The sequence below is a fragment of the Pseudoalteromonas phenolica genome (genome assembly GCF_001444405.1).
In the GTDB taxonomy this organism is placed as follows: Bacteria; Pseudomonadota; Gammaproteobacteria; order Enterobacterales; family Alteromonadaceae; genus Pseudoalteromonas; species Pseudoalteromonas phenolica.
The window spans coordinates 1,984,765-2,007,385 of sequence record NZ_CP013187.1 but is presented as its reverse complement, the minus strand read 5'-3'; the positions used below and the strand labels follow the sequence as shown (position 1 = coordinate 2,007,385).

Here is a 22,621-nt window from a genome sequence, read left to right as displayed (position 1 = left end):
TTGTCTATAAGTGCAAAAATAATCGACTAGTCGACTAATTCGCTTAGGCACATTTCATCAAATACTTGCGCACACCATGCCTTGACACGTTGTTCTGTCAACTCTGGTTGACGGTCTTCGTCAATACCTAGGCCAACAAAATGATTATCATCAGCCATCGCTTTAGAGGCTTCGAAATCATACCCCTCTGTAGACCAATGACCGACAACAATAGCACCACGTTCAGTTACAATGTCGTTGATCATACCCATTGCATCAAGGAAATACTCAGCATAATCTTCTTGGTCACCACAACCAAAAATAGCCACTAGCTTACCTTCGAAATCAACTTCTTCTAGTTCAGGGAAGAAATCATCCCAATCACATTGTGCTTCACCGTAATACCAAGTTGGAATACCAAATAGGATTAAATCAAACTCAGCAATTTCTTCTTTACTACTTTTAGCGATGTCTTTTACATCAACAAGCTTTTTACCAAGCTCTTTTTGAATCATTTTAGCAACGTGTTCAGTGTTACCAGTATCACTACCGAAAAAAATACCTACGCTTGCCATGTAATACTTACCTTCTATCTATTGTTCGCTAATTTCTCTTGCAAAATGGTTTCTATCAGCGCGCTACGGCTGATATTTTGCGCTTGTGCCATATCACTTAGAGCTTGGTAAAGCTCCGAGGATACTTTGAACTCAATGCGCTTTAACCCTCTTGCCTTATCACGTTTGATCTGGTTTCGCTTATTAACCTTCAACTGTACTTCACGAGGAAGCGGATTAGTCTTTGGTCGACCAGGACGTTTTTCATTTTCAAAAAGATCGATAGTTGTACGATCTGTTTCTGACTTGGCCATGTTTATCCTACGCCAGCGCCTTGCCAAAATGCTTGAATAAGCCCTTTCGCAATAAAACCTGAACAGCCTAGAAACAATACGAGCCAAACAATATATCGACCAAATTTTGGCACATCACCTTTCTTTAAAACATCATTGATTGCCATTCCGATAAAGAAAAAGATGCCTGCTAAACCGAAATACAGTCCCATAGTTTCAAACTGTTGAATATACTGATTGGCCATACTTGCTCTAACTAATATTTAAACGGCGGCTACTATACCATAACCGAGTATCATAATTTAATAGTGCGATAGAAAAACTCGTTAATTATTGAAGAAAATCAATAATTGACCGATTTACGGCTTGTGGTTTTTCTGCATGAAGCCAGTGACCAGCACCATGGATGACTTTCGCTTTAGAATTTGGAAATAATGAGACAATTGCTTCTCTGTGTTCTGGCAATATGTAATCTGAATTATTCCCTTTAATGAATAAGGTATCACACTGGCAAGAATGAGTCTCATTTATATTTGAGATAATCTTTGAATAGTTTTCAACAATAGTGTTTAAGTTGAATTTCCAAGCGTAACCGTTTTCAAACTTTGACAAACTTTTTAATAGAAATTGTCTAACGCCGATTTCATCAATAAATTCTTTCATTATTAAGTCAGCTTCGCCGCGAGAGTTCACACTTTGCTCCTGAACAGATTGAAGCGCTTTAATGATTGAATTATGGCGAGGGTGGTAATCAACAGGTGTAATATCAAGAACAACTAGTTTGTCTACACGTGTTTCATCAAGCATCGCAACCTGCATTGCAACTTTGCCGCCCATTGAATGACCTACGATATGTGCTTTCGATATATTCAATTCATCGAGTAAATGAATTACATCTTGGGCCATAGCAGGGTAACTCACTTGAGCATTATGAAAAGATGCACCGTGATTTCTTAAATCTACATTGATAACCGTGTAATGTTCGCTAAGGGCTTTGGCGATAACGTTTAAGTTCTCAAGTGAACCAAATAATCCATGAATGATTACGACTGCGGGACCAGACCCTGTTTGCTTGTAATTTAATAGCATTTTGCACTCCGATAAATTATGCGGTAATTTTGCCAGTCTATTAACGAAATGCAAAGGCATAGTGTCTTGACGAATTTCATTATATAATCAGCTCGATGCACCAAAATCAGTAATGACAGGAAAAGCATGAAAAAAATAGAAATAGATGACGAGCTTTATCAATATATCGCCAGTAATACGCAAAGCATTGGCGAAAGTGCCTCAGACATTCTTCGTCGTTTATTAAAATTATCACCCAGCACATCCCCAAAAGTTGATGATGTTGTAATTGAAGAAACACCAAAGCAAGCAATTGTTGAAGAACAAAGCGTCACAAAAGTGACCACTAAACCTGCTAGTGTTTTTAATATTTTAAATAAAGAAGAATTAGCTATGCAAAAAGGTGTAGTTGGCCGTTTCTTATTTATTTTAAGTGCTTTACACCGCACTCATAAAGATGGCTTTGATTCAGTATTAGAGATCAAAGGCCGCGATAGAATTTATTTTGCAAAAAGTAAAGAAGCTTTGTTAGAAAGTGGCAGTAGTATGAACCCTAAAAATATTGCAGACAGTGAATATTGGGTCATGACCAATTCTAATACCACACGTAAGAAGATGATGTTACATGAGGTAGCCCTAGGTTTGGGGTATAAAGAATCTGACGCTGAAACTATTAGAGATTACTTATAAGGACGTTATATGTCTATCCATCCAGGTGCTGGTAAACCAGCAAAACATGACACATTAGTGAATATTCCAAAACTTGTCTCGGCTTATTATCTTAATGAACCAGACCTAGAGCAAAACCCAGAGCAATGTGTAGCTTTTGGTACATCAGGACACCGTGGATGTTCGTTAAATGTAAAATTTAACGAATCTCATATTTTAGCCATCACACAAGCTATTTGTGATTATAGAAAGGCGAATAACATCTTTGGCCCATTATTTTTGGGTAAAGACACACATGCATTATCGGAAGCTGCATTCAATTCAGCAATAGAAGTGTTAGTAGCGAATGAAGTACAAGTCATTACGCAAGAAAATGATGACTACACACCAACACCTGTGATTAGCCATGCGGTTGTCTGTTACAACAAAGCACATCCACATGAATTGAGCGATGGTATTGTTGTGACGCCTTCTCACAACCCACCTGAAGATGGTGGGTTCAAATATAACCCGCCAAATGGTGGTCCTGCTGATACAGATATCACTAATTGGATCGAAGACAGAGCAAACCAGCTATTGCTAGAAGATTTAGTCGAAGTCGAATTATTTCCTTTCGCTAAAGCCAAGCAATCAGGCTTCATTAAGTATGAAGATTTAATCACACCCTATGTTGAAGATTTAATCAATATTGTTGATCTAGACGCGATTGCAAAAGCAGGTGTAAAAATTGGTATCGATCCACTAGGTGGTTCTGGTATTAATTTCTGGCCTGTAATTAAAGAAAAGTATGGCCTTGATTTAACCGTTGTAAATCCTGAGGTTGATCCTCGTTTTGCATTTATGCCTTTAGATAAAGATGGCAAGATCCGTATGGATTGTTCGTCACCTTACGCGATGGCAAACTTAATTGCTTTAAAAGATGACTTCGATATTGGTATCGGAAACGATCCTGACTACGACCGTCATGGCATAGTAACCAAAGATGGTTTGATGAATCCAAATCATTTCTTAGCAGTGGCGATTGATTATCTTCTTACTCATCGTGATTGGGCGAAAGACATTAAAGTGGGTAAAACATTAGTGTCATCGGCAATGATCGACAAAGTGGTTAAGTCACTTGATAAAGAAGTGTATGAAGTACCAGTTGGTTTCAAATGGTTTGTAAAAGGTTTAAGTGAGCAGTGGCTAGCATTCGGTGGTGAAGAAAGTGCTGGTGCCTCATTCTTACGTCGTGATGGTAGTGTTTGGAATACAGACAAAGATGGCTTTATTTTAGGTCTACTTGCAGCCGAAATATTAGCTGTAACTGGTAAAACACCATCAGAACGGTACAAAGAGCTTGAAGCAGAGTTCGGTGCGCCAATTTACAAACGTATTGATGCACCAGCTAATACAGCTCAAAAAGCCAAATTAAAAGCGCTCAGTGCTGAAGATGTTACTGCAGATTCACTTGCAGGTGACAAGATTGTTGAAAAACTCACTGAAGCACCAGGCAATAAAGCTGGCATAGGTGGCTTGAAAGTCCTTACTGAGTCAGGCTGGTTTGCAGCTCGCCCTTCAGGCACTGAAGATATTTACAAAATTTACCTTGAATCTTTTAAAGGTGAAGAACATTTAGCGTTGCTAGAAAAAGAGGCCAAAGCGCTTGTTGACTCTGTAATTAGCTAAACAATTTATTCTATAAAAGCCATGCTCAAGCATGGCTTTTTTATTTATACACTCTCACAAAAGGGGACAGTATGTACCTTGAAACACTTAAAAAGTCAGGTGACTTTTTATCGATTACACGCGACAACGAATTTCATTTAGAACCGACTTCATTTGCCCTTGCAAATGGTACGCAAGTTGAAGTACTTGATACGGGCGTTATTAAATTCACACCTAGTGTAAAAACAACAAAAGATATCGTTTTATCAAGTGCGGTTCATGGTAATGAGACTGCACCCATTGAAATTTGTGATGAACTGATCCAAAACATTATCTTAGGCAAGTTAGAAGTTAAGCAACGCGTACTGTTTATATTTGGTAATCCTAAGTCAATTAATATTGGTGAGCGATTTGTAGAAGAGAATTTGAACCGCTTGTTCAGTGGTTCGCATAGTAAGGGTGATGTGAAAAACGCAGAAAGGGACAGAGCGAAGAATTTAGAAAGTTATGTGTCTGACTTTTTTAATGAAGTAGAAGCTGGGCGTTATCGTTGTCATTATGATTTACACACAGCTATTCGAGGTTCAAAAAACGAGAAATTTGCAGTTTACCCGTTTTTAAATGGCAAGCCTTGGAAAAAATCACAGCTTCAATTCTTGCTTTCTTGTGGCGTTAATACCGTATTAATGATGGCAGCACCGGCAACGACATTCAGTTATTTTTCTTCAAATGAATTTGGAGCTGATGCGTTTACCATAGAGCTAGGACAGGTTAAGCCTTTTGGTGAAAATGATATGGCTCGCTTTGAGAAAACCAAGCAAACTCTGACTGCATTAATTAGCCAAGAAAAAGTCGAATACAAGGAATTTAATTCTAACGACTTTGAATTATTTGAAGTGTACAGAACGATTAACAGAACGCAAGAAGCATTTAGCTTTACCTTCCCAGATAGCGCAGTGAACTTCACAGGCTTTGCAAAAGGTGAGTTGTTAGCAAATGACGGCGAAAAGCAGTATTTTGCAGAAGTTGAAGGCGAAGCCATTATTTTCCCAAATGCTAAAGTTGCACTAGGTCAACGTGCATTGTTAACCGTTATTCCTATGCAAATTAATGAAAACTTCATATAAGCAACTGAATTAAAAGATAATAAGATAGCGTATTCTTTTCTTTCCAGTAATATTTATGCAAATTAAGTGTTATTCATCTATGATCTGTTGAATAACACTTTACGTTAACGTAAAGTGTCGATAGGTTTAATTTAAACCAATTGCATAAATCGCACAGATTATTCATAAAACAACATAGCGAACGAATAAATACTTTTCAGTAGTTATTTGCATGCAAATGGATAATGACAACAAGAGAAGGTAGGTTATGATTAACCCGAATAACATATCTCTAAATATCAGCCACGCGCTGGAATTTATTGATGGCCATGCACTGAATATCCCAACCTTAAAAATTCTCGGTGACAATGGTGAGATCCTTGATGGTGCAACCGCACCAGAGCTAGACAAAGAAACAGCATTAAAAATATATAGCACTATGCGCTTCATTCGTTTACTAGATGAACGTATGCAGGCTGCGCAACGTCAAGGTCGTGTTAGTTTTTACATGCAATGTCTTGGTGAAGAAGCCGCTGTGACTGCAAGTGCAGCAGCGCTTAAACATGATGACATGATCATGGCCCAATACCGCGAGCAAGCAGCACTTGCTTATCGTGGTTTTAGCCTAGATAACTTTATGAATCAAATGTTCTCAAATGAACTTGATTTAGGAAAAGGCCGTCAGATGCCAATCCACTATGGCTCTAACGAACTTAATTATATGACGATTTCTTCACCGCTTGGTACGCAAATCCCGCAAGCTACTGGCTATGCATATGGTCAAAAATTGAATCATATTGATGCTGCAACAGGCGAATTAGCTTCAGAAATCGATAATGTGACAATTTGTTATTTCGGTGAAGGTGCTGCATCTGAAGGTGACTTCCATGCCGGTTTAAACATGGCTGCCGTGCACAAAGCACCGGTTGTTTTCTTCGCGCGTAATAATGGTTATGCGATTTCAACGCCAGCAGATGAGCAATTTAAAGGCGATGGTATTGCAGCACGTGGTGTTGGCTATGGTATCAAAACGATCCGTGTTGATGGTACTGATACACTGGCTGTTTATGCCGCAACACAAGCTGCACGTAAAATCGCAGCAGAGCAGGGCGAGCCTGTATTAGTTGAATCGATTGCTTATCGTTTAGGTGCTCACTCAACATCAGATGATCCATCTGGCTACCGTAGTAAAGATGAAGAAGCTGAATTCAGAGCAGCTTGCCCAATTGAGCGATTCAAAAACTGGCTATTAAAGCAGGGGTGGTTAAATGAAGCAGAAGACGAAGCGGCAAAAGATAAGATCCGTGAAGAAATTCTTGCTGCATTAAAGGTTGCTGAGAAAGTACAAAAACCAGCATTAGAAGAGCTTGTTTCTGATGTATACGACACGCCAATTCCAGCGCTTCAAAAGCAATACGAAGAATTAAAAGAACATATCAAGCAACATCCAGAAGCGTACCCAGTGACTGCAGGGAGAATCAAATAATGGCTAAAATGAACATGCTACACGCCATTAACTCGGCGCTAGACATTACTATGGCAGAGCATCCGCAAGCGTGTATCTTCGGTGAAGATGTGGGTTACTTCGGCGGTGTGTTCCGTGCGACATCAGGCTTACAAGAAAAATACGGTAAGCACCGTGTATTCAATACACCTCTGACAGAGCAAGGTATTCTTGGTTTCGCAAACGGTTTAGCTGCTTTTGGCGCACCGGCACTGGCTGAAATTCAGTTCGCTGATTATATCTTCCCGGCATTCGATCAGATCGTGAACGAATCTGCAAAATTCCGTTACCGCAGTGGTAATGAATTCAATGTTGGTAATCTAACAATTCGTACCCCTTACGGTGGTGGTATTGCGGGTGGTTTATACCATTCACAATCTCCAGAAGCTTACTTTGCGCATACACCAGGTTTGAAACTAGTTGTTCCTCGTAACCCTTACCAAGCTAAAGGTTTATTACGTGCATGTATTAAAGACGATAACCCGGTTATTTTCTTTGAGCCTAAGCGTTTATATCGTGCTTCAGTTGGTGAAGTACCTGAAGAAGATTATGAAATCGAACTGGGTAAAGCTGAAGTCGTTAAAGAAGGCTCAGATGTGACATTACTTGCTTGGGGTGCGCAGATGGAAATCATCGAGCAAGCTGCTGAAAAAGCAGAGGAAGCGGGTATTAGCTGTGAGATTATTGACTTACGCAGTATTCTGCCATGGGATGTTGAAACTATTGCTAAATCTGTGACCAAAACAGGCCGATTGATCATTAGTCATGAAGCACCGATCACTAATGGTTTTGGTGCTGAGGTTGCTGCAACTATCCAACAAGAATGTTTCTTACATTTAGAATCGCCGATTTTACGAGTGTGTGGCTTAGATACACCTTACCCACTTGCACTTGAAAAAGAATATGTACCAGATGCACTTAAAGTGTTCTCTGCGATTAAAAAATCGGTTGAGTTTTAAGGATTAGACATGTCAAAAGAATTTATCTTACCAGATATTGGCGAAGGCATTGTAGAGTGCGAAATTGTTGAATGGTTAGTTTCAGTAGGTGATGAAGTAAAAGAAGATCAACCTATTTGTGATGTTATGACCGACAAAGCCTTGGTACAAATTCCTGCCGTGCATGATGGTGTGATTACACAGTTACACTATGAAAAAGGCGAAATTGCTAAAGTGCATGAGCCACTTTTTGCAATGGATGTAGCAGGTGCTGCACCTGTCGAAGTAGCGAATGACACTCAAGCATCACCAGATACTTCAGGTTCGCATTTAGAAGACTTTATTCTGCCAGACATTGGTGAAGGTATTGTTGAATGTGAAATCGTTGAGTGGTTAGTCAGCGAAGGTGACACCATAGTTGAAGACCAAGCTGTGTGTGACGTAATGACTGACAAAGCCTTGGTACAGATCCCAGCTAAATACGATGGTGTGGTAGAAAAGCTTTATTATAAGAAAGGTGAAATTGCGCAGGTGCATAGTCCGTTATTCCAAATGCGTCTAGCTGGTGGTAATGGCAATGTTCAAAATTCTTCTGTCTCAGAAAGTAAACCAGCTGCAAAAGCTGACACACAAAATACAGCAGTGAAAGCTCAATTACCAAAAAATGGAAAAGCAATCGCGTCTCCAGCTGTTCGTCGTTTAGCACGTGAGCAAGATATCGACATTAACTTGGTACCTGGCTCTGGTAAAAATGGTCGAGTGTATAAAGAAGATATTGCTCGCTTTGTTAGTGGTGAAGCTAATCAACAAGCTGTTGTTGAAGCTAAACCAGCTGCAACAAACACTGCACCAGTTTCTGAGGTTGCTCAAGCTGTTACTTCAGGAGGCACACGTGTAGAGCCTATTCGTGGCATGAAAGCAGCAATGGCAAAGCAAATGGTAGCGTCTGTTTCGACCATTCCACACTTTACATTTAGCGATGAAATAGACTTAACGGACCTTATTGCACTCCGCAAAGAGCTCAAAGAGCAGTATGCGAAAGAAGGTATTAAGTTGACAATGATGCCATTCTTTATCAAAGCACTTTCACTTGCGATTAAAGAGTTCCCAATTGTTAACTCACAAGTAAACGACGACTGTACTGAAATCACCTATTTTGATGATCACAATATCGGTATGGCCGTAGATTCAAAACTTGGTTTATTGGTGCCAAATATTAAAGGCTGTCAAAGTAAATCTATTGTCGATGTTGCTCAGGATGTGACACGATTAACTGAAGCAGCTCGAGAAGGGCGCGTCTCACCTGATGATTTGAAAGGCGGTACAATTTCAATTTCAAACATTGGTGCAATTGGCGGTACGACTGCAACGCCAATTATCAATAAGCCGGAAGTAGCAATTGTTGCACTCGGAAAACTACAACACCTACCACGTTTTGATTCTCATGGTAACGTTGTATCTCGTGCAATTATGCAAGTGAGTTGGTCAGGCGATCATAGAGTGATTGATGGTGGCACGATTGCTCGATTCAATAACCTTTGGAAAGCTTACCTAGAAAACCCTGCGAAAATGATGATGGCGATGCGTTAAGTTATTATCAAAATATATTTGTAAAGCCCCGCCTAGTGCGGGGCTTTTTGTTAATAGCCACTTCACGTTTTTACTCTATTTTTATTTTGCCGATACTTTTTTTGTACCTGTTAAGCCTTTATTTATAAGCAAATGTATATTTTGTTACATATTCCAGTTAATAAAATATAAAATAAAATATTGTATACAATATAAATTGTATGTATTGTGTTACGCGTCATTATGAAAAACGCAAAACTCACAGGAGTAGGACAACTCATGAAGTACAATAATAATAAAGGTAACTATCTAAGAAAAAGCCTTGCGGCTTCGGCGATCGCAGCAGCATTAAGCTGGCATGCACCAGCATTAGCGGTAGATGGTAGCAGCATTGTTAAGGGTCATATCGAAGCCATTTCAGGCTCTGATATTATTGGTGCAACATTGACTTTCAAACACAAAACTAAAGGTTTGAAATATACGGTGACAACCAATACCGAAGGTGAATACTTGTTACGTAATGTCCCTGTCGGTACGTACGACGTAACAATCGTAAAAGATGGGTACCAAAGTGTACTACAAGAAAATGTAAACGTTACCATTGGTCAGTCTATGATCATTGATGCACAAATGTCACAAGCTGGACAAAATATTGAACGTATTGCTGTAACTGGTGCTTCAATCCGTCGAGTAGATTTAAGTAACTCGACATCAGGTGTGACATTCAGTGATGAAGAATTAAATATGATGCCTGTAAATACGGGTTTCGAAAGCATTGCATTACTTGCGCCTGGCACTTCTGCGCCAGGTGGTAGTAGTTTTAATGGTGCATCAAGCTTTGGCGGTGCGTCATCAGCTGAAAATGGATACTACTTCAATGGTTTAAATGTTGCTTCAATCAAAACAGGCCTAGGCTCAATTCGCTTACCTTGGGAAGCGATTTCTCAAACTCAAATTAAAACGGGCGGTGTAAGTCCTGAGTTTGGTGGTGCGATGGGTGGTATCGTAAACGCTGTATCAAAATCAGGTGACAATGATTTTGACTTTGGTGCAGAAGTGCGATGGGATCCATCAAATCTCGAATCACATCATGATTCCATTTACCAAAGCAACGGCACTATATCTACAAATAACCAGCGTGATAAATATGACTTTAAAGAGTTCCAAGTATGGGCCTCAGGCGCTCTAGTTGAAGATAAACTTTTTGCTTATGCGTTATTTTCACCACGTCGTTCTGATAGTGAGGGCGCAGGTCAAACAACCTTCAGCTCAACATCAACAGAAGAAGACCGTTGGTTTACTAAGTTAGACTGGTTCATTAATGAAGATCATTCATTTGGTTTTTCAGCAATGAATAATAAGCGTACTTGGGATACAACTAACTTTGTCTATGATTGGCAAACGAATGTCATTGGCGATCAAAAAGGGGTTGCAGCACCAGGTGAAGATGGCGGTAAAGTATTCAGTGTAAACTATAACGGCTACTTAACAGATACAATGTCGGTTACTGCTGTTGTCGGTCAAGTTACTGAGAATGTTGAAAATGTAGTTGCATCGACGGACCCTGGTGTTTGGGACTCTCGAAATGGTTGGACTACATTAAGTCAACACACAACATCAACAGTATCTGAAGAAAAATATGTACGTGAGCAAGCCCGTGTTGATTTCACTTTAGATTTAGATGAGCACGCCTTACAGTTTGGTATCGACTATAACAAAGTAAAAGTAAAGTTCAGCTCAGGTCAAAATGGTATCGGCGATGGTATGGGATGGTGGGAAATCAAAAACGCAGGTGTTGATGATATCTCTGGTGCGGCAGAAGGTGAGTCTTTCATCGAAAGACGTGTAAGAACACGTGACGTAGATTCTGATTCAACTTCAATTGCGTTTTATATTAATGATACTTGGCAAGCAACTGACAACTTAGTGCTTAATTTAGGTCTACGTTATAGTGAGTTTGAAAACACGGTAACAGACGGCCGTGCTTACGTTGATATGAAAGATCAAATCTCGCCTCGTCTTCAAGCAATATATGACTTACATGGTGATGGTACTGCTAAAGTGTTCGCAACTTTTGGCCGTTATTATCAACCTGTTTCTGCAAACATGAATATCACGCAAGGCTCTGCGTCTGTTGAATGGTTCGAGTACCATGAAATGGGTGACGTAAATGCAGATGGTACGCCAGTACTGTTAGCTGATGGTTCACCAAGTCGTGGCGACATGTTACGTGATCGTCGCTGGCGTCAACGCGGTATTACTGAGCCAGGCCTTATTGCTTCATCAAGCTTGAAACCTATGTATTCTGATGAAATCACCATTGGTTATCAGCAGGAAATCTTTGACACTATGTCAGCGGGTGTGCGTGTTGTTCACCGTGACCTAGGTCGCAGTGTAGAAGACACGGATGTAGGTCCTGTACTTGCTAAGAAATTAGCTGAAATGGGCATCACAGATAATGTGGGTCAAGGCTCATATTATGTGTTGAACAACCCTGGTGAAGCGATTGAAATGTCATATGATTTTGATGGTGATGGTACCGTTGATGTTATTAACCTATCACCAGAAGAATTGGCTTTACCTGCAGCAGTTAGAAAATACACAGCGGTTGAGTTTACTTTAGATGGCAACGTAACGGATGATTTTAGAATTAACGCATCTTACACTTGGTCTAAAAACTACGGTAACACTGAAGGCTTAGTTAAAACGGATAATAACCAGGCTGATCCAGGTTGGACGACGTCATACGACTATGCTGACCTAATGGACCATGGCTACGGTAACTTGCCAAATGACCACCGTCATGCATTCAAGTTTTCTGGTTCGTACAATATTACGGATAATTTAATTGCTGGTTTAGTTGCTCGTACTACTTCAGGTCGTCCACAAAGCTACTTCTCTGTACACCCTAAAAATGTAGATAGCTGTGCAGAAGGTAACCCATGGGATGCATGTATCAGTCGATATTATGATCATGCCTCACACTACGACGAAAATGGTAACCCAGCACCTCGAGGTAGCGCAGGCACACTACCATGGGTAACGAATGTTGACCTTTCAATGTCATATTTCACAGAGCTAATGGGTAATGAAGTATCTTTGAAAGCAACCGTTTATAACTTACTAAATGCTGATAGTGCATTAAATATCAACGAAGAACGTACTCGTTATGGTGATGATGGTATTGAGTTAAACCCAGACTACGGCATGGTAACTGGTCGTCAAGCGGCTCGCTATGTTTCCCTGACTGCACGTATGGTTTTCTAATCTCCCTGAAAATACCCGTGCGCGCTGAGTGAAGTACCTAAGCTCAGCATTCACCCAATGCCAAGCTTGCTTGGCATTTTTCGATCTAAGGAAGTTTCATGTCAGATTTTATAAAACAATTAGAAACACTAAACATTCAGTCTGGGACACAAATAAAGTGCATTGATATGCATACAGGTGGTGAGCCGCTTAGAGTAATTAAAAGTGGTTTTGCGCCCCTTAAGGGTAAGCGTATCGTCGATAAACGGCTTGAATGTCTTGAACAGCAAGACAATCTTCGTACTGCAATTATGGGTGAACCAAGAGGCCACTCGGATATGTACGGCGCTTTAATCACAGAGAGTGAAAGAGCTGATAGTGATTTTGGTGTGTTATTCCTACACAATGAAGGGTATAGCACTATGTGCGGTCATGCGATCATTGCACTGTCTACATTGGCTGAAAAAGCAGGCCATTTTAAAGAAAAAGACGACCTAAAAATTGACTCACCAGCAGGGCAGGTAACTGCATATTATAAAAATGGGCAGGCGTTTTTTGATAATGTCGCCAGTTTTGTAGTGAAACTCGATCAGCAAATTTATCATCCTGCTCTTGGGTCTTTTACAACTGATATTGCTTTTGGTGGTGCCTATTATGCGTACGTAGATGCAGACAAGCTTGATATCTCTTTGTCAAAATCAAATGCAGCTAAATTATCTGAGCTTGGTGAAGAAATCAAAAGTTTAGTAAACGACTCTTTAGCGCTTTCACACCCAGAAGATGAAAGTTTGAGTTTTCTATATGGTGTGATTTTTTATTCGTCATCTCAAATTAAAGACAAAGAAAGCCATAGTAAACACGTGTGTATTTTTGCTGATGGTGAATTAGATAGGAGTCCAACTGGCACGGGGGTTAGCGCAAGAGCCGCAATACTTCATGCTAGAAAGCAAATAAACGTTGGTGACAAAATTACCATTGAAAGTATCGTAGAGAGTAGTTTTGATGTAACAATTCAAAAAGAATCACAATTTCATGGTTACAACGCCGTAATACCACGAGTATTTGGCACTGCATATATCACAGCATTTTCTAACTTCGTTTTAGAAGACTCAGATCCATTCAAACATGGTTTTTTCCTAAAATAACCCGCTCTAATCACCCAGAACGAAAAATAAACTTGAATATATGGAAAATCGAATATATGATTTTCCATATATTTTATAGTTGACAGTTTTTTCTTTAAAACTAGAAATCACATTTTCAAGAAAGTTGACCATAATCGATGTGTCTTCGTTTAATTTCTGGGAGTAAACATGAGTATAAAAGTTGGAATAAATGGCTTTGGCCGTATGGGTCGCCTAACTATGCGTGCCTTATATGATACTGCAGGCATTGAGATCATTCAGATCAATGATCCGGCAGGCAACGCTGAAACACTTGCGCATCTAATGAATTTTGACTCGGTTCATGGTCGTTGGCGCCATGAAATGGATTTTTCAGGCGATACTATGCAAATCAATGGTCACACTATTTCAGTTACCCAGAATAAAACGATTGAAGCGTCTGATTGGTCAAGCTGTGATTTAGTGATTGAAGCCTCTGGTAAAATGAAAACCAAAGCCAAACTTCAAGCTTATTTTGATCAAGGTGTAAAACAGGTAGTCGTGACTGCGCCAGTTAAAGAAGAGGGTGTATTAAACGTAGTTTATGGCGTCAACCATGATTTATTTGATGTTGAAAAGCACAACATTGTTACTGCAGCGTCATGTACGACGAACTGTTTAGCGCCACCTATTAAAGTATTACAAGAAAAAATTGGTATTGTGCACGGTTCGATGACCACAATTCACGATATCACCAATACTCAAACCATCCTTGATGCACCGCACAAAGATCTTCGTCGAGCAAGGGCATGTGGTATGAGTTTGATCCCAACAACGACGGGTTCTGCAACTGCAATTACACATATTTTCCCTGAATTGAAAGGTAAATTAAACGGTCATGCTGTACGCGTACCTCTGGCGAATGCATCAATTACAGATTGTGTATTCGAAGTAAGCCGTGCGACCACTGCTGAAGAAATCAATGGATGGATGAAAGAAGCGGCAGAGGGAGACTTGAAAGACATTCTAGGCTTTGAGACTCGTCCACTTGTGTCAATTGATTATAAAACAGATCCAAGAAGCAGTGTGGTTGATGCGCAGTCAACCATGGTCGTGAATGGCACTCAAGTGAAAATGTATCTGTGGTATGACAACGAATGGGGTTATGCAAATAGAACTGCAGATCTAGTTCGTTATGTAATTGGGCAAAAGTGGGGATAATTTAGATGTTGTCCAAACTTTCGGATGACATAAAACAATACTTACTCATCACCAGTAATTATTGGGCTTTCACATTGACAGATGGAGCGCTCAGAATGCTGGTGGTGTTGTACTTCCACCAGCTTGGCTACAGTGCACTTGAAGTTGCTTTGTTGTTTTTGTTTTATGAATTCTTTGGTGTTGTAACTAACTTAGTAGGTGGGTGGCTAGGTGCACGTCTTGGTTTGAACAAAACCATGAATCTGGGTTTATCTATTCAAATCTTTGCACTTGTCATGCTTGCTATTAACCCTGAGTGGTTGAGTGTAGTTTATGTCATGTGTGCACAGGCATTGTCAGGGATCGCAAAAGATCTCAACAAAATGAGTGCCAAAAGTGCCATTAAAAAATTGGTTCCCGAAGACGCCGATGGCGTTTTGTATAAGTGGGTTGCAATCTTAACTGGCTCTAAAAATGCGCTAAAAGGTGTCGGTTTCTTTTTGGGTGGTTTGCTATTGACCTTATTTGGCTTTCAAGGCGCATTATGGTTAATGGCTGGTATGCTGACACTTGTTTGGCTATTGAGTATATGGCGATTAAAAGCAGACTTAGGTAAAAAGAAAGCAAAACCTAAATTCACTGAAATGTTTTCAAAAAGCCAGCAAATCAATCGACTTTCAGCTGCGAGACTATTTTTATTTGCAGCCAGAGACGTATGGTTTGTGGTTGCATTGCCGGTTTATTTTGTCAGTGAACTGGGCTGGCAAAGTAGCACTGTAGGCACTTTTATGGCTGTTTGGGTCATTTTATACGGCTTAGTACAGGCAAACGCCCCCAAAGTAACTGGTCGAAATATGGCGTTAACCCAAAGTAAGCAATCAGCACTGTCATGGGTAACAACCCTTGCACTTATTCCTGCAATGATAGTATTGGGTTTAGATTCAAGCTTTTCACCAGAACTTATTCTTGTCGGCGGTTTGCTACTTTTTGGTGCAGTATTTGCGATTAATTCATCGTTACACAGCTATCTCATTGTGAGATGTGCTGACAGTGACGGGGTATCAATGGATGTTGGTTTTTATTATATGGCAAACGCTGCAGGGCGTTTAACAGGTACTGTATTATCTGGTGTTATGTATCAATACTATGGTTTAAACGCATGCTTATTGGTTTCGTCAGTTATGCTAGGCATTGCCATAGCACTAACTAAACGACTTTGATCTTTTTTCTAAAACCCAGAAATTTAGATTCTGGGTTTTATTTCCACTATTTATCCATAATTATCAACTAAAGTTAATCTAGGTCTGATAATGATTGGTGTCACATTGAAACAGTTTAAATACATCTCTTTATTTCTTTTACTCTCGTTATTTTCAAATTTATCCGCATCAGCAAACAACCTTACTTTGTCAGTTGGAGAGTGGCCTCCTTATATGGGAAGTGACTTACCAAATAACGGTGCCATTGCTGAGATAATTACAGAGGCATTTGCTGACATAGGTTATCAAGTTTCTTTTGAATTCTACCCGTGGGCAAGAGCGATGGAGCAAGCGCAATTAGGAAGAGTTGACGGTACTGGTTTATGGCTAAAAACCGAATCTAGAGACAGTGAATTTTATTTTTCTGAGCCCGTATTAGAAGAAAAGCATGTATTTTTTTACAACAAAACAAAAAAGCCGAATCTAGATAGCTTTGAAGCGTTAAAGTCATATAGCTATGTTGGGCTAGAAGATTTTAGTTATGGCGTAGATCTAGATAACATTATTCGCGCTAAACAAATCAATATGTACAGAGTGTCAAATGATGAACAAGCATTTGGCATGTTATTAAAAAACAGAGTATCTATTTACCCTCAGGAGATGGCGGTGGGGTATTATCTGTTACGTGAGCACTTCTCAGAACAAGATATGAAATCAATAGGCCATATCGAACAGCCTTTCATGCGGAAAAACAGCCATATCATCTTATCGAAATCAGATAAGAATAATGCCGATATTCTGAAGATGTTTGATGAAGCTTTACTTAGAATGAAACAATCAGGTCGTTATGATCAACTTTTAGCAAAAGTGATTAAATTTTAAACCTGAGCTGTGTTTAACACACAGCTCATAGAAGATTCTAAACTAAAGCAGTGATAGTTTTGATTTGATCTACAAGTTCAGAGTTAGTTAACTGACCAGTTTCTAAATCGAAATTATCATAGAAGCTCGGTACAGAAAGTGAGCCTTTAACATCCATTGCAAAAAACTGAGATGAACCAACTGCTGAAGCGAGTACGCTTTGCGCACCACCAGGACCAGGTGAAGTCGCTAATAAAATTACTGGTTTACCTTGATACACTTTCATATCAATTCTCGATGTCCAATCAAAAATGTTCTTGTAAGCAGCCGTATAAGAACCATTGTGTTCAGCAAAAGAAATAACAATGGCATCTGCTTCGCCAATTTTTTTGAAAAAAGTTTGTGCTTGTTCTGGAATACCTGATTCATTTTCACGATCTGAGCTGTAGATAGGCATTTCAAAATCGTTTAAATCTAATAATTCAACGTTTGCGTTTTCAATTTGGTTTGCCGTGTACTGAGCCAGCTGTTTGTTAATTGATTGACGGCTGCTACTCGCTGCGAATGCTAATACTTTCATGATTTTTCCTCATTTATTAAGTGATGAGTCTTAAATTCATTGCTCGACTCGATGAAATATAGTCTATATTATCTTTATCTAGTTATTAATCCCTTAATTGGGTTTTCACTATTTCCATATGACTATGAATAAGCTCTTTGAAGGTATAGAAATTTTTGTTGAAGTGGTTAAGCGTGGCAGTTTTGCAAGTGCCGCTCAGAATTTAGGACATTCAAATTCTCATATTTCTAAAGAAATGAATAAGCTTGAAGCGAGGCTCGGTGTGAGACTGCTGAATAGAACAACACGTTCTTTGGCGCTAACACCAGAAGGCGATGCTTACTATCAGCAGTGCTTACAATTAATAAGTGACGCACAAGACGCCTTCAATCTTGTCACACAAGGAGACGATACACCAAAAGGCAATTTAAAATTAAGTTGCCCAATTGGGTTATATCGCTCCCATATCCAGTCTATATTGGTGAAGTTTTTAAAGCTTTATCCAAATGTGACGCTTGACCTAGATTTGAGTGATAAACGGGTGGATTTGGTTGCAGATGGTTTTGATCTTGTGATCCGAGCAACGCCTGCATTAGATGAATCTAGCCTTATTTGCAAAAAGATTTACGCCTGTCCAACTTATGTTGTTGCATCAAAATCTTATCTTGCACGATTTGGTCAGCCTCATCACCCTAGAGAGCTAAATAATCATCACTGTATAGGTTACAGTAACCATAAGAGCCCAGGTAAATGGATATTTACGCCAGTTGATGGAGAGCAATTTACCGTTGATGTGAAACTCAAAGCACTTTGTAATAATGGCGAAGCTGAAACCGCACTTGTCGAGGCGGGTATAGGGATCACTCGCTTACCTGAATTTTATTTATCGGGTGGTATTTCATCAGGCAACTTACAGATCCTTTTTGAAGAATATCAGCAACCAACGGTGAATGTTTACGCGGTTTACCCAAGTAGAAAGCACCTGTCTTCTAAAGTCAGGCGCTTTATTGATATGTTGAGTAATGAGCTTAAGTAATGTTTTAAACTCTTGCTTAAGACTAAGGTTAGAAGTTTACGCCAACAAAAATTGCAAAGTTGCTTACATCATAGTCAATGTTTACTTTTCCTGTAAATTCACCATCTTTTTCTGTTTTGTCCGAAGACATATTTGTGACTGTGTATTCTAAACCAAGATAGATGTTATCAGACGCTAAGTATTTAAAACCGAAACCATAGTAAAGATCATTCCCATCTTCGCTACCTTTTTCAACTTTATCAGGATAATAACTATCAGTACTTTCAGCCTTTAAATCCCATGCAGCAATACCTAGTCGGCCATTGACAAAAAATTTATCGCTTATTGGCCATTGAGCATTTACACCTAGTGTGGTTGATGAGCTCTTTACTTTGTTATTGATAGTGTCATTAAATTCGTCAACAAAGGTATGATCTGTTTCGCCGAATTGATTATGGCCAAGCTCAACACTAAAGTTAGATGTAAACTGATAGCCTAATCTAACTCCAAAAGAGGTCGTATTTTGACTGGGTTGCTTATAACTTTCTTCGGCAGAATAATAAGGGCTTGAAATCTTATAATTTGATTCGTGCTCTTGTTTTGCTTTACCAATTAGAATGTCTGTGTAAATACTATTATCTGCAAATGTTGATGGAGATAAAAATAGAGCAGAAGTAAGAGCTATAACTGTTTTACGCATTATGGTCCTTTTACGTATATTTTTTCTATTATGAATTGGTCCCGATACGGGGTCGGCATTATAAACCTAAACATTTAAATGTATATAGAAAATCAACAATTTACAGTGAAGTTATACTTTTTAATGCGTGTTGAGCACGCTTCGAATTTGGATTGAGAACAGCATTTAGCGTTAAAAATGCAGTAGCCGCTTGTTTCTCATTAGCATCAACAAGCTCATATGCAAATCGGATTAATTGACGCTCACTAAAACCTTCGTCGTGCGCAATCAATGTTTTATACCAAGCGATTGATGCTGATGTTCCTTGCTCTATGATCATGTTATAGAGTTTTTGTGAAAGTCTTAATTCAGGTTGTTCATACGCTTTGTCATAGATAATACTCAGCACCTTTTCGGTGATTGGTGTCATTGGTGCACCGCCCGTATTATCAAGCAATACAACTAAAGTGTCGTCTTCTAACACACGACTGATATTGGCATTAAAACCGGGGATCATACCGCCATGATGTACTCGAGTGAGTGGTTTACCGAATCGCTCTTCTGGGTAGTTGTCAACCAACCAACCCGCAGCATAATTTCTATGTTCAGTGACCTGATACAGTATTTTGGTTAACGGTTTTGATAGTATTTTATTTTCGGCTAAGCCTCGATCCCATCGGTACAAATCCATGGCAGTTGAATATATACTGCCAGCAGAAAAGGGCACTGACATATCAATGAAGCTGGGGTGTTCTAAACGGTTTAATAATCGCTCATAACCAGCCACTCGATTGTTAATGACAGAATGTTGTTGGTTAAACCCTGAGTTATTCATATTAAGCGGATTTAGGATTTGCTCTGTTAAAACTTCGCTGTAAGGTTTACCCGTTACTTGTTCGATGACTTTACCCAAAATGGTATAACCCGCATTGCTATATCTGAATTGGGTGCCTGGCTCGAAGTTTAAATCTTCACTACAAAACTTTGAGATAAACTCGTCAAGTGTGTAATGGTTTCTTGCTTCAACAGCTTTGTATCCATCAAGGTGAAAGAAGTTGCCAAGACCCGATGTGTGATTTAATAACTGCCTAATTGTGATTGTCGAGCCTGTGTCTGCTCTGTAGCTAGGATAGTATTCGATTAACTTTTCATCTAGCTTTAGCTTTTTTTTCTCAACAAGTTGAAGTATCAACATGGCTGTAAATTGCTTAGTAATTGAGGCGATTTTGAATTTGCCTTCAACAGTATGATTAATGTCCCATTCAAAGTTGGCTTTGCCATAACCTTTTTTCAAGAGCACTTTCCCTTTATGGCTGATTAACGCGACACCATTAAATTGCTTTAATTGGTGATATTGAGTCAGTAGTTTGTCAATTTCTTTGCTCTTTATTTGATTTGCTAAGCTAAAAAAAGATGTAAAAAATATAAGTAAAAAAAGTATCTTTGTACGCATCATGGGTTTCCCTGAATTAAACACATATTAAATTTATAGACTTCTAAACAAATTGAAGAGTGAATTAAAGTGAGTTAGGGTGACACACAGTGACAAGATAACTTATCTAATAATAAGAATGAGTTAAGTATATTTAAGGAATGGGATGTCAGTTTATAAAGTCGGAGAAAACCTAACTTTAAACCTTGATGAACGAAAACTATTTAAAGGTTCTACAGAGGTTTCTTTGCCTGAACTATCATATCGATTATTAGTGTGTTTGGCTGAACGTGCGCCGAATGTCGTTTCTCATGACATACTCTTGGATTATGTGTGGCAGGGGAAAATCGTCTCAGAAGACACCATTAAAAAACGTGTATCTCGCCTTAGGGAAGTTTTGGCAGTCGAAGAAAAACTTGAGCCTATTATTGCAGAGCGAGGCCTAGGTTATCGTTTAAATTTATTAGTTAAACGTGACGAGCGCACAGTTCACCTACAAGGTGAACAACAAAATCCATCAAAACTTGTAAGTCCACAATTTCATTTTTTTATTAGGGATCGTGTCATACTTAGTGGATTAGTCATCTTTGGGATCATCGCTTTAGGTGTTTTGCAACAAAGAGAACCAAGCAAGATACTGCAACCAGAACAAGTGAATATAAGCCTATTAACTCCTGATGAAGCGATTGAGCTAGATGTAGCTCGATTTATGGGGTTACAAAACAGTTCAAAAATCGATAGTGCGATTCTAAGGCTAGAAAACTCAATCAATCAAGCCAGTAATAAAGTCGCTATTTTCTCAATATTAAGCGAATTGTATTTAACTAAGCATAAGTTATATGGAGCCAATCAAGACGATTTAATACAAGCCTATCAATTTGCAGTAAAGGCAGTTAACGCTTCGAACAGCCAACCTTGGCCTTATGTTGCGCTTGGTAATGTACAAATTGAGCAGGGGAAATATAAAAACGCCATTGAAAGTGCTAACAAAGCCATTTCACTTTCGCCTAAATGGGTGAACGCTCATGCCGTCAAATCTAGCGCATTGAATCACCGTGGCGATATTTCAGGGGCGTGGCAAGCGATCCAAATTGCGCATAAGCTACAACCTGACAATCCGCTTGTACAAAAGATTCGTGCTCAGGTTCTGTTAAATAAAAACATGTTTAGTTGGAGTGAACGTCATTTGGAATCCTTAATTGCGTCTACTCCGCAAGATGCGTTTTATTTACTGACTCAAGCCGAGTATTTCTTGGCGACTAAAGAATATGAGAAAGCAGAAAAAGCCTTAATTGAATTACTGACATTAAAGCCAAACTTTATTGAAGCCCATCTACTCATGGCAAGTGCTTTAGAGTTACAAGGAAAAGTAGATAAGTCACTTGTTCATTTAGAGCGAATTGCTAATAGCCAAAGTAAATATGCAAAGCTAGCGCTGTTGCTCGCCAATTTGGCTGACGATAATAATAGAAATGTGAAGGGGAAACCTTCAGAAGCTGATACATACTCCAATCATTTTATCGCTTCGCTCACTGCGTTAAGTAACAAAGACCCTGATCAATTTTTACAGTTGGCAAAGAAAGCAGTGCAAAGCGGGTTCTCTAAAGAGTATTTATTAGAATCCAATATTATTTATACTTCGTTAGAGCAACAAGGACAAAGTGATAATCTACTTAAAGATTACCAAGCGCTTAAAACAAACTTGTTTAATATCAAGCAAGCACGTCGAGTTAAGAGGGTGCCTATCCTGTAGTTGAAATTATTCATTTGCATTTCGAGACAAAACCTCCACTGACGCTTTGCTAACTTTATGGTTTGGCATACTAAAAAAGTTGGCAAAGCGATGTTCAAACGGTTTTAAAACCAATTAATAAATCATTGTTAATGGCTTATGCGTTACAAATGAAATAGAACAAGCTTACCAAGCATTTAAACTGGATTTTCTAAATGATAAGTCAATCGCATCTATCGAGAATAAAATAAATAGTTACAAATAGACT

20 protein-coding genes are annotated in these 22,621 nt (G+C 39.1%); 13 read left to right on the top strand and 7 right to left on the bottom strand.

The genetic code is table 11. From position 1 onward, the window contains the following. Positions 1–26: 26 nt before the first annotated feature. From fldA to PP2015_RS08750, 4 genes are all read right to left on the bottom strand, one after another. Complete coding sequence (gene fldA, locus PP2015_RS08765; protein ID WP_058029914.1) at positions 27–554, bottom strand: flavodoxin FldA; 528 nt, start codon at positions 552–554, stop codon at positions 27–29. A 14-nt stretch (positions 555–568) separates the two neighbouring features. Further along, entirely contained in the window at positions 569–847 is a 279-nt protein-coding gene (gene ybfE, locus PP2015_RS08760; protein ID WP_058029913.1) for a LexA regulated protein, read from the bottom strand. A 2-nt stretch (positions 848–849) separates the two neighbouring features. Beyond that, positions 850–1,071 carry a DUF2788 domain-containing protein gene (locus PP2015_RS08755; protein ID WP_058029912.1) on the bottom strand — a complete coding sequence of 74 codons (222 nt, stop codon included), beginning with the start codon at positions 1,069–1,071 and terminating at the stop codon, positions 850–852. Positions 1,072–1,156: 85 nt separating this feature from the next. Further along, positions 1,157–1,915, bottom strand: a complete 759-nt coding sequence (locus PP2015_RS08750; protein ID WP_058029911.1) for an alpha/beta fold hydrolase — start codon at positions 1,913–1,915, stop codon at positions 1,157–1,159. Between the two features lie 126 nt (positions 1,916–2,041). On the opposite strand from PP2015_RS08750, the gene seqA reads away from it, so the two are divergent. The 11 genes from seqA (at position 2,042) to PP2015_RS08695 (ending at position 16,957) form a co-directional block, all read left to right on the top strand. After that, positions 2,042–2,584 carry a replication initiation negative regulator SeqA gene (seqA, locus tag PP2015_RS08745; protein ID WP_058029910.1) on the top strand — a complete coding sequence of 181 codons (543 nt, stop codon included), beginning with the start codon at positions 2,042–2,044 and terminating at the stop codon, positions 2,582–2,584. Between the two features lie 9 nt (positions 2,585–2,593). Next, positions 2,594–4,231, top strand: coding sequence for a phosphoglucomutase (alpha-D-glucose-1,6-bisphosphate-dependent) (gene pgm / locus PP2015_RS08740; protein ID WP_058029909.1), 1,638 nt, complete (start codon positions 2,594–2,596; stop codon positions 4,229–4,231). Positions 4,232–4,302: 71 nt separating this feature from the next. Further along, positions 4,303–5,337, top strand: a complete 1,035-nt coding sequence (gene astE / locus PP2015_RS08735) for a succinylglutamate desuccinylase (RefSeq protein ID WP_058029908.1) — start codon at positions 4,303–4,305, stop codon at positions 5,335–5,337. 247 nt (positions 5,338–5,584) lie between these two features. Further along, a complete protein-coding gene (locus PP2015_RS08730) occupies positions 5,585–6,802 on the top strand; it encodes a thiamine pyrophosphate-dependent dehydrogenase E1 component subunit alpha (RefSeq protein WP_058029907.1) in 1,218 nt (405 codons plus the stop codon). Continuing rightward, entirely contained in the window at positions 6,802–7,779 is a 978-nt protein-coding gene (locus PP2015_RS08725; protein WP_058029906.1) for a transketolase C-terminal domain-containing protein, read from the top strand. The genes PP2015_RS08730 and PP2015_RS08725 overlap by 1 nt, the downstream gene beginning before the upstream one ends. A gap of 9 nt (positions 7,780–7,788) precedes the next feature. Continuing rightward, positions 7,789–9,348 carry a dihydrolipoyllysine-residue acetyltransferase gene (locus tag PP2015_RS08720; RefSeq protein ID WP_058029905.1) on the top strand — a complete coding sequence of 520 codons (1,560 nt, stop codon included), beginning with the start codon at positions 7,789–7,791 and terminating at the stop codon, positions 9,346–9,348. A gap of 258 nt (positions 9,349–9,606) precedes the next feature. Then, complete coding sequence (locus tag PP2015_RS08715) at positions 9,607–12,594, top strand: TonB-dependent receptor (RefSeq protein ID WP_058029904.1); 2,988 nt, start codon at positions 9,607–9,609, stop codon at positions 12,592–12,594. Positions 12,595–12,692: 98 nt separating this feature from the next. After that, positions 12,693–13,718: a proline racemase family protein gene (locus PP2015_RS08710; protein WP_058029903.1), complete on the top strand. Its 1,026-nt coding sequence runs from the start codon at positions 12,693–12,695 to the stop codon at positions 13,716–13,718. Between the two features lie 168 nt (positions 13,719–13,886). Next, the gene (locus tag PP2015_RS08705; protein ID WP_058029902.1) at positions 13,887–14,897 is read left to right on the top strand and encodes an ArsJ-associated glyceraldehyde-3-phosphate dehydrogenase; all 1,011 of its coding nucleotides are present in this window, start codon (positions 13,887–13,889) and stop codon (positions 14,895–14,897) included. Positions 14,898–14,902: 5 nt separating this feature from the next. Further along, positions 14,903–16,096 carry an organoarsenical effux MFS transporter ArsJ gene (arsJ, locus tag PP2015_RS08700; RefSeq protein WP_058029901.1) on the top strand — a complete coding sequence of 398 codons (1,194 nt, stop codon included), beginning with the start codon at positions 14,903–14,905 and terminating at the stop codon, positions 16,094–16,096. A 105-nt stretch (positions 16,097–16,201) separates the two neighbouring features. After that, the gene (locus tag PP2015_RS08695) at positions 16,202–16,957 is read left to right on the top strand and encodes a substrate-binding periplasmic protein (protein ID WP_169792724.1); all 756 of its coding nucleotides are present in this window, start codon (positions 16,202–16,204) and stop codon (positions 16,955–16,957) included. 37 nt (positions 16,958–16,994) lie between these two features. On the opposite strand, the gene PP2015_RS08690 is transcribed toward PP2015_RS08695, so the two are convergent. Then, a complete protein-coding gene (locus PP2015_RS08690; protein WP_058029899.1) occupies positions 16,995–17,516 on the bottom strand; it encodes an NADPH-dependent FMN reductase in 522 nt (173 codons plus the stop codon). Between the two features lie 124 nt (positions 17,517–17,640). On the opposite strand from PP2015_RS08690, the gene PP2015_RS08685 reads away from it, so the two are divergent. After that, positions 17,641–18,531, top strand: coding sequence for a LysR family transcriptional regulator (locus tag PP2015_RS08685; protein WP_319593341.1), 891 nt, complete (start codon positions 17,641–17,643; stop codon positions 18,529–18,531). Between the two features lie 28 nt (positions 18,532–18,559). Here PP2015_RS08685 and PP2015_RS08680 read toward each other — a convergent pair whose 3' ends face one another. Further along, positions 18,560–19,210 carry an outer membrane beta-barrel protein gene (locus PP2015_RS08680; RefSeq protein WP_058029897.1) on the bottom strand — a complete coding sequence of 217 codons (651 nt, stop codon included), beginning with the start codon at positions 19,208–19,210 and terminating at the stop codon, positions 18,560–18,562. 100 nt (positions 19,211–19,310) lie between these two features. Then, positions 19,311–20,645, bottom strand: coding sequence for a serine hydrolase domain-containing protein (locus PP2015_RS08675; RefSeq protein ID WP_083496552.1), 1,335 nt, complete (start codon positions 20,643–20,645; stop codon positions 19,311–19,313). A gap of 142 nt (positions 20,646–20,787) precedes the next feature. On the opposite strand from PP2015_RS08675, the gene PP2015_RS08670 reads away from it, so the two are divergent. Beyond that, positions 20,788–22,374, top strand: coding sequence for a winged helix-turn-helix transcriptional regulator (locus PP2015_RS08670; protein ID WP_058029895.1), 1,587 nt, complete (start codon positions 20,788–20,790; stop codon positions 22,372–22,374). The last annotated feature ends 247 nt before the right edge of the window (positions 22,375–22,621 follow it).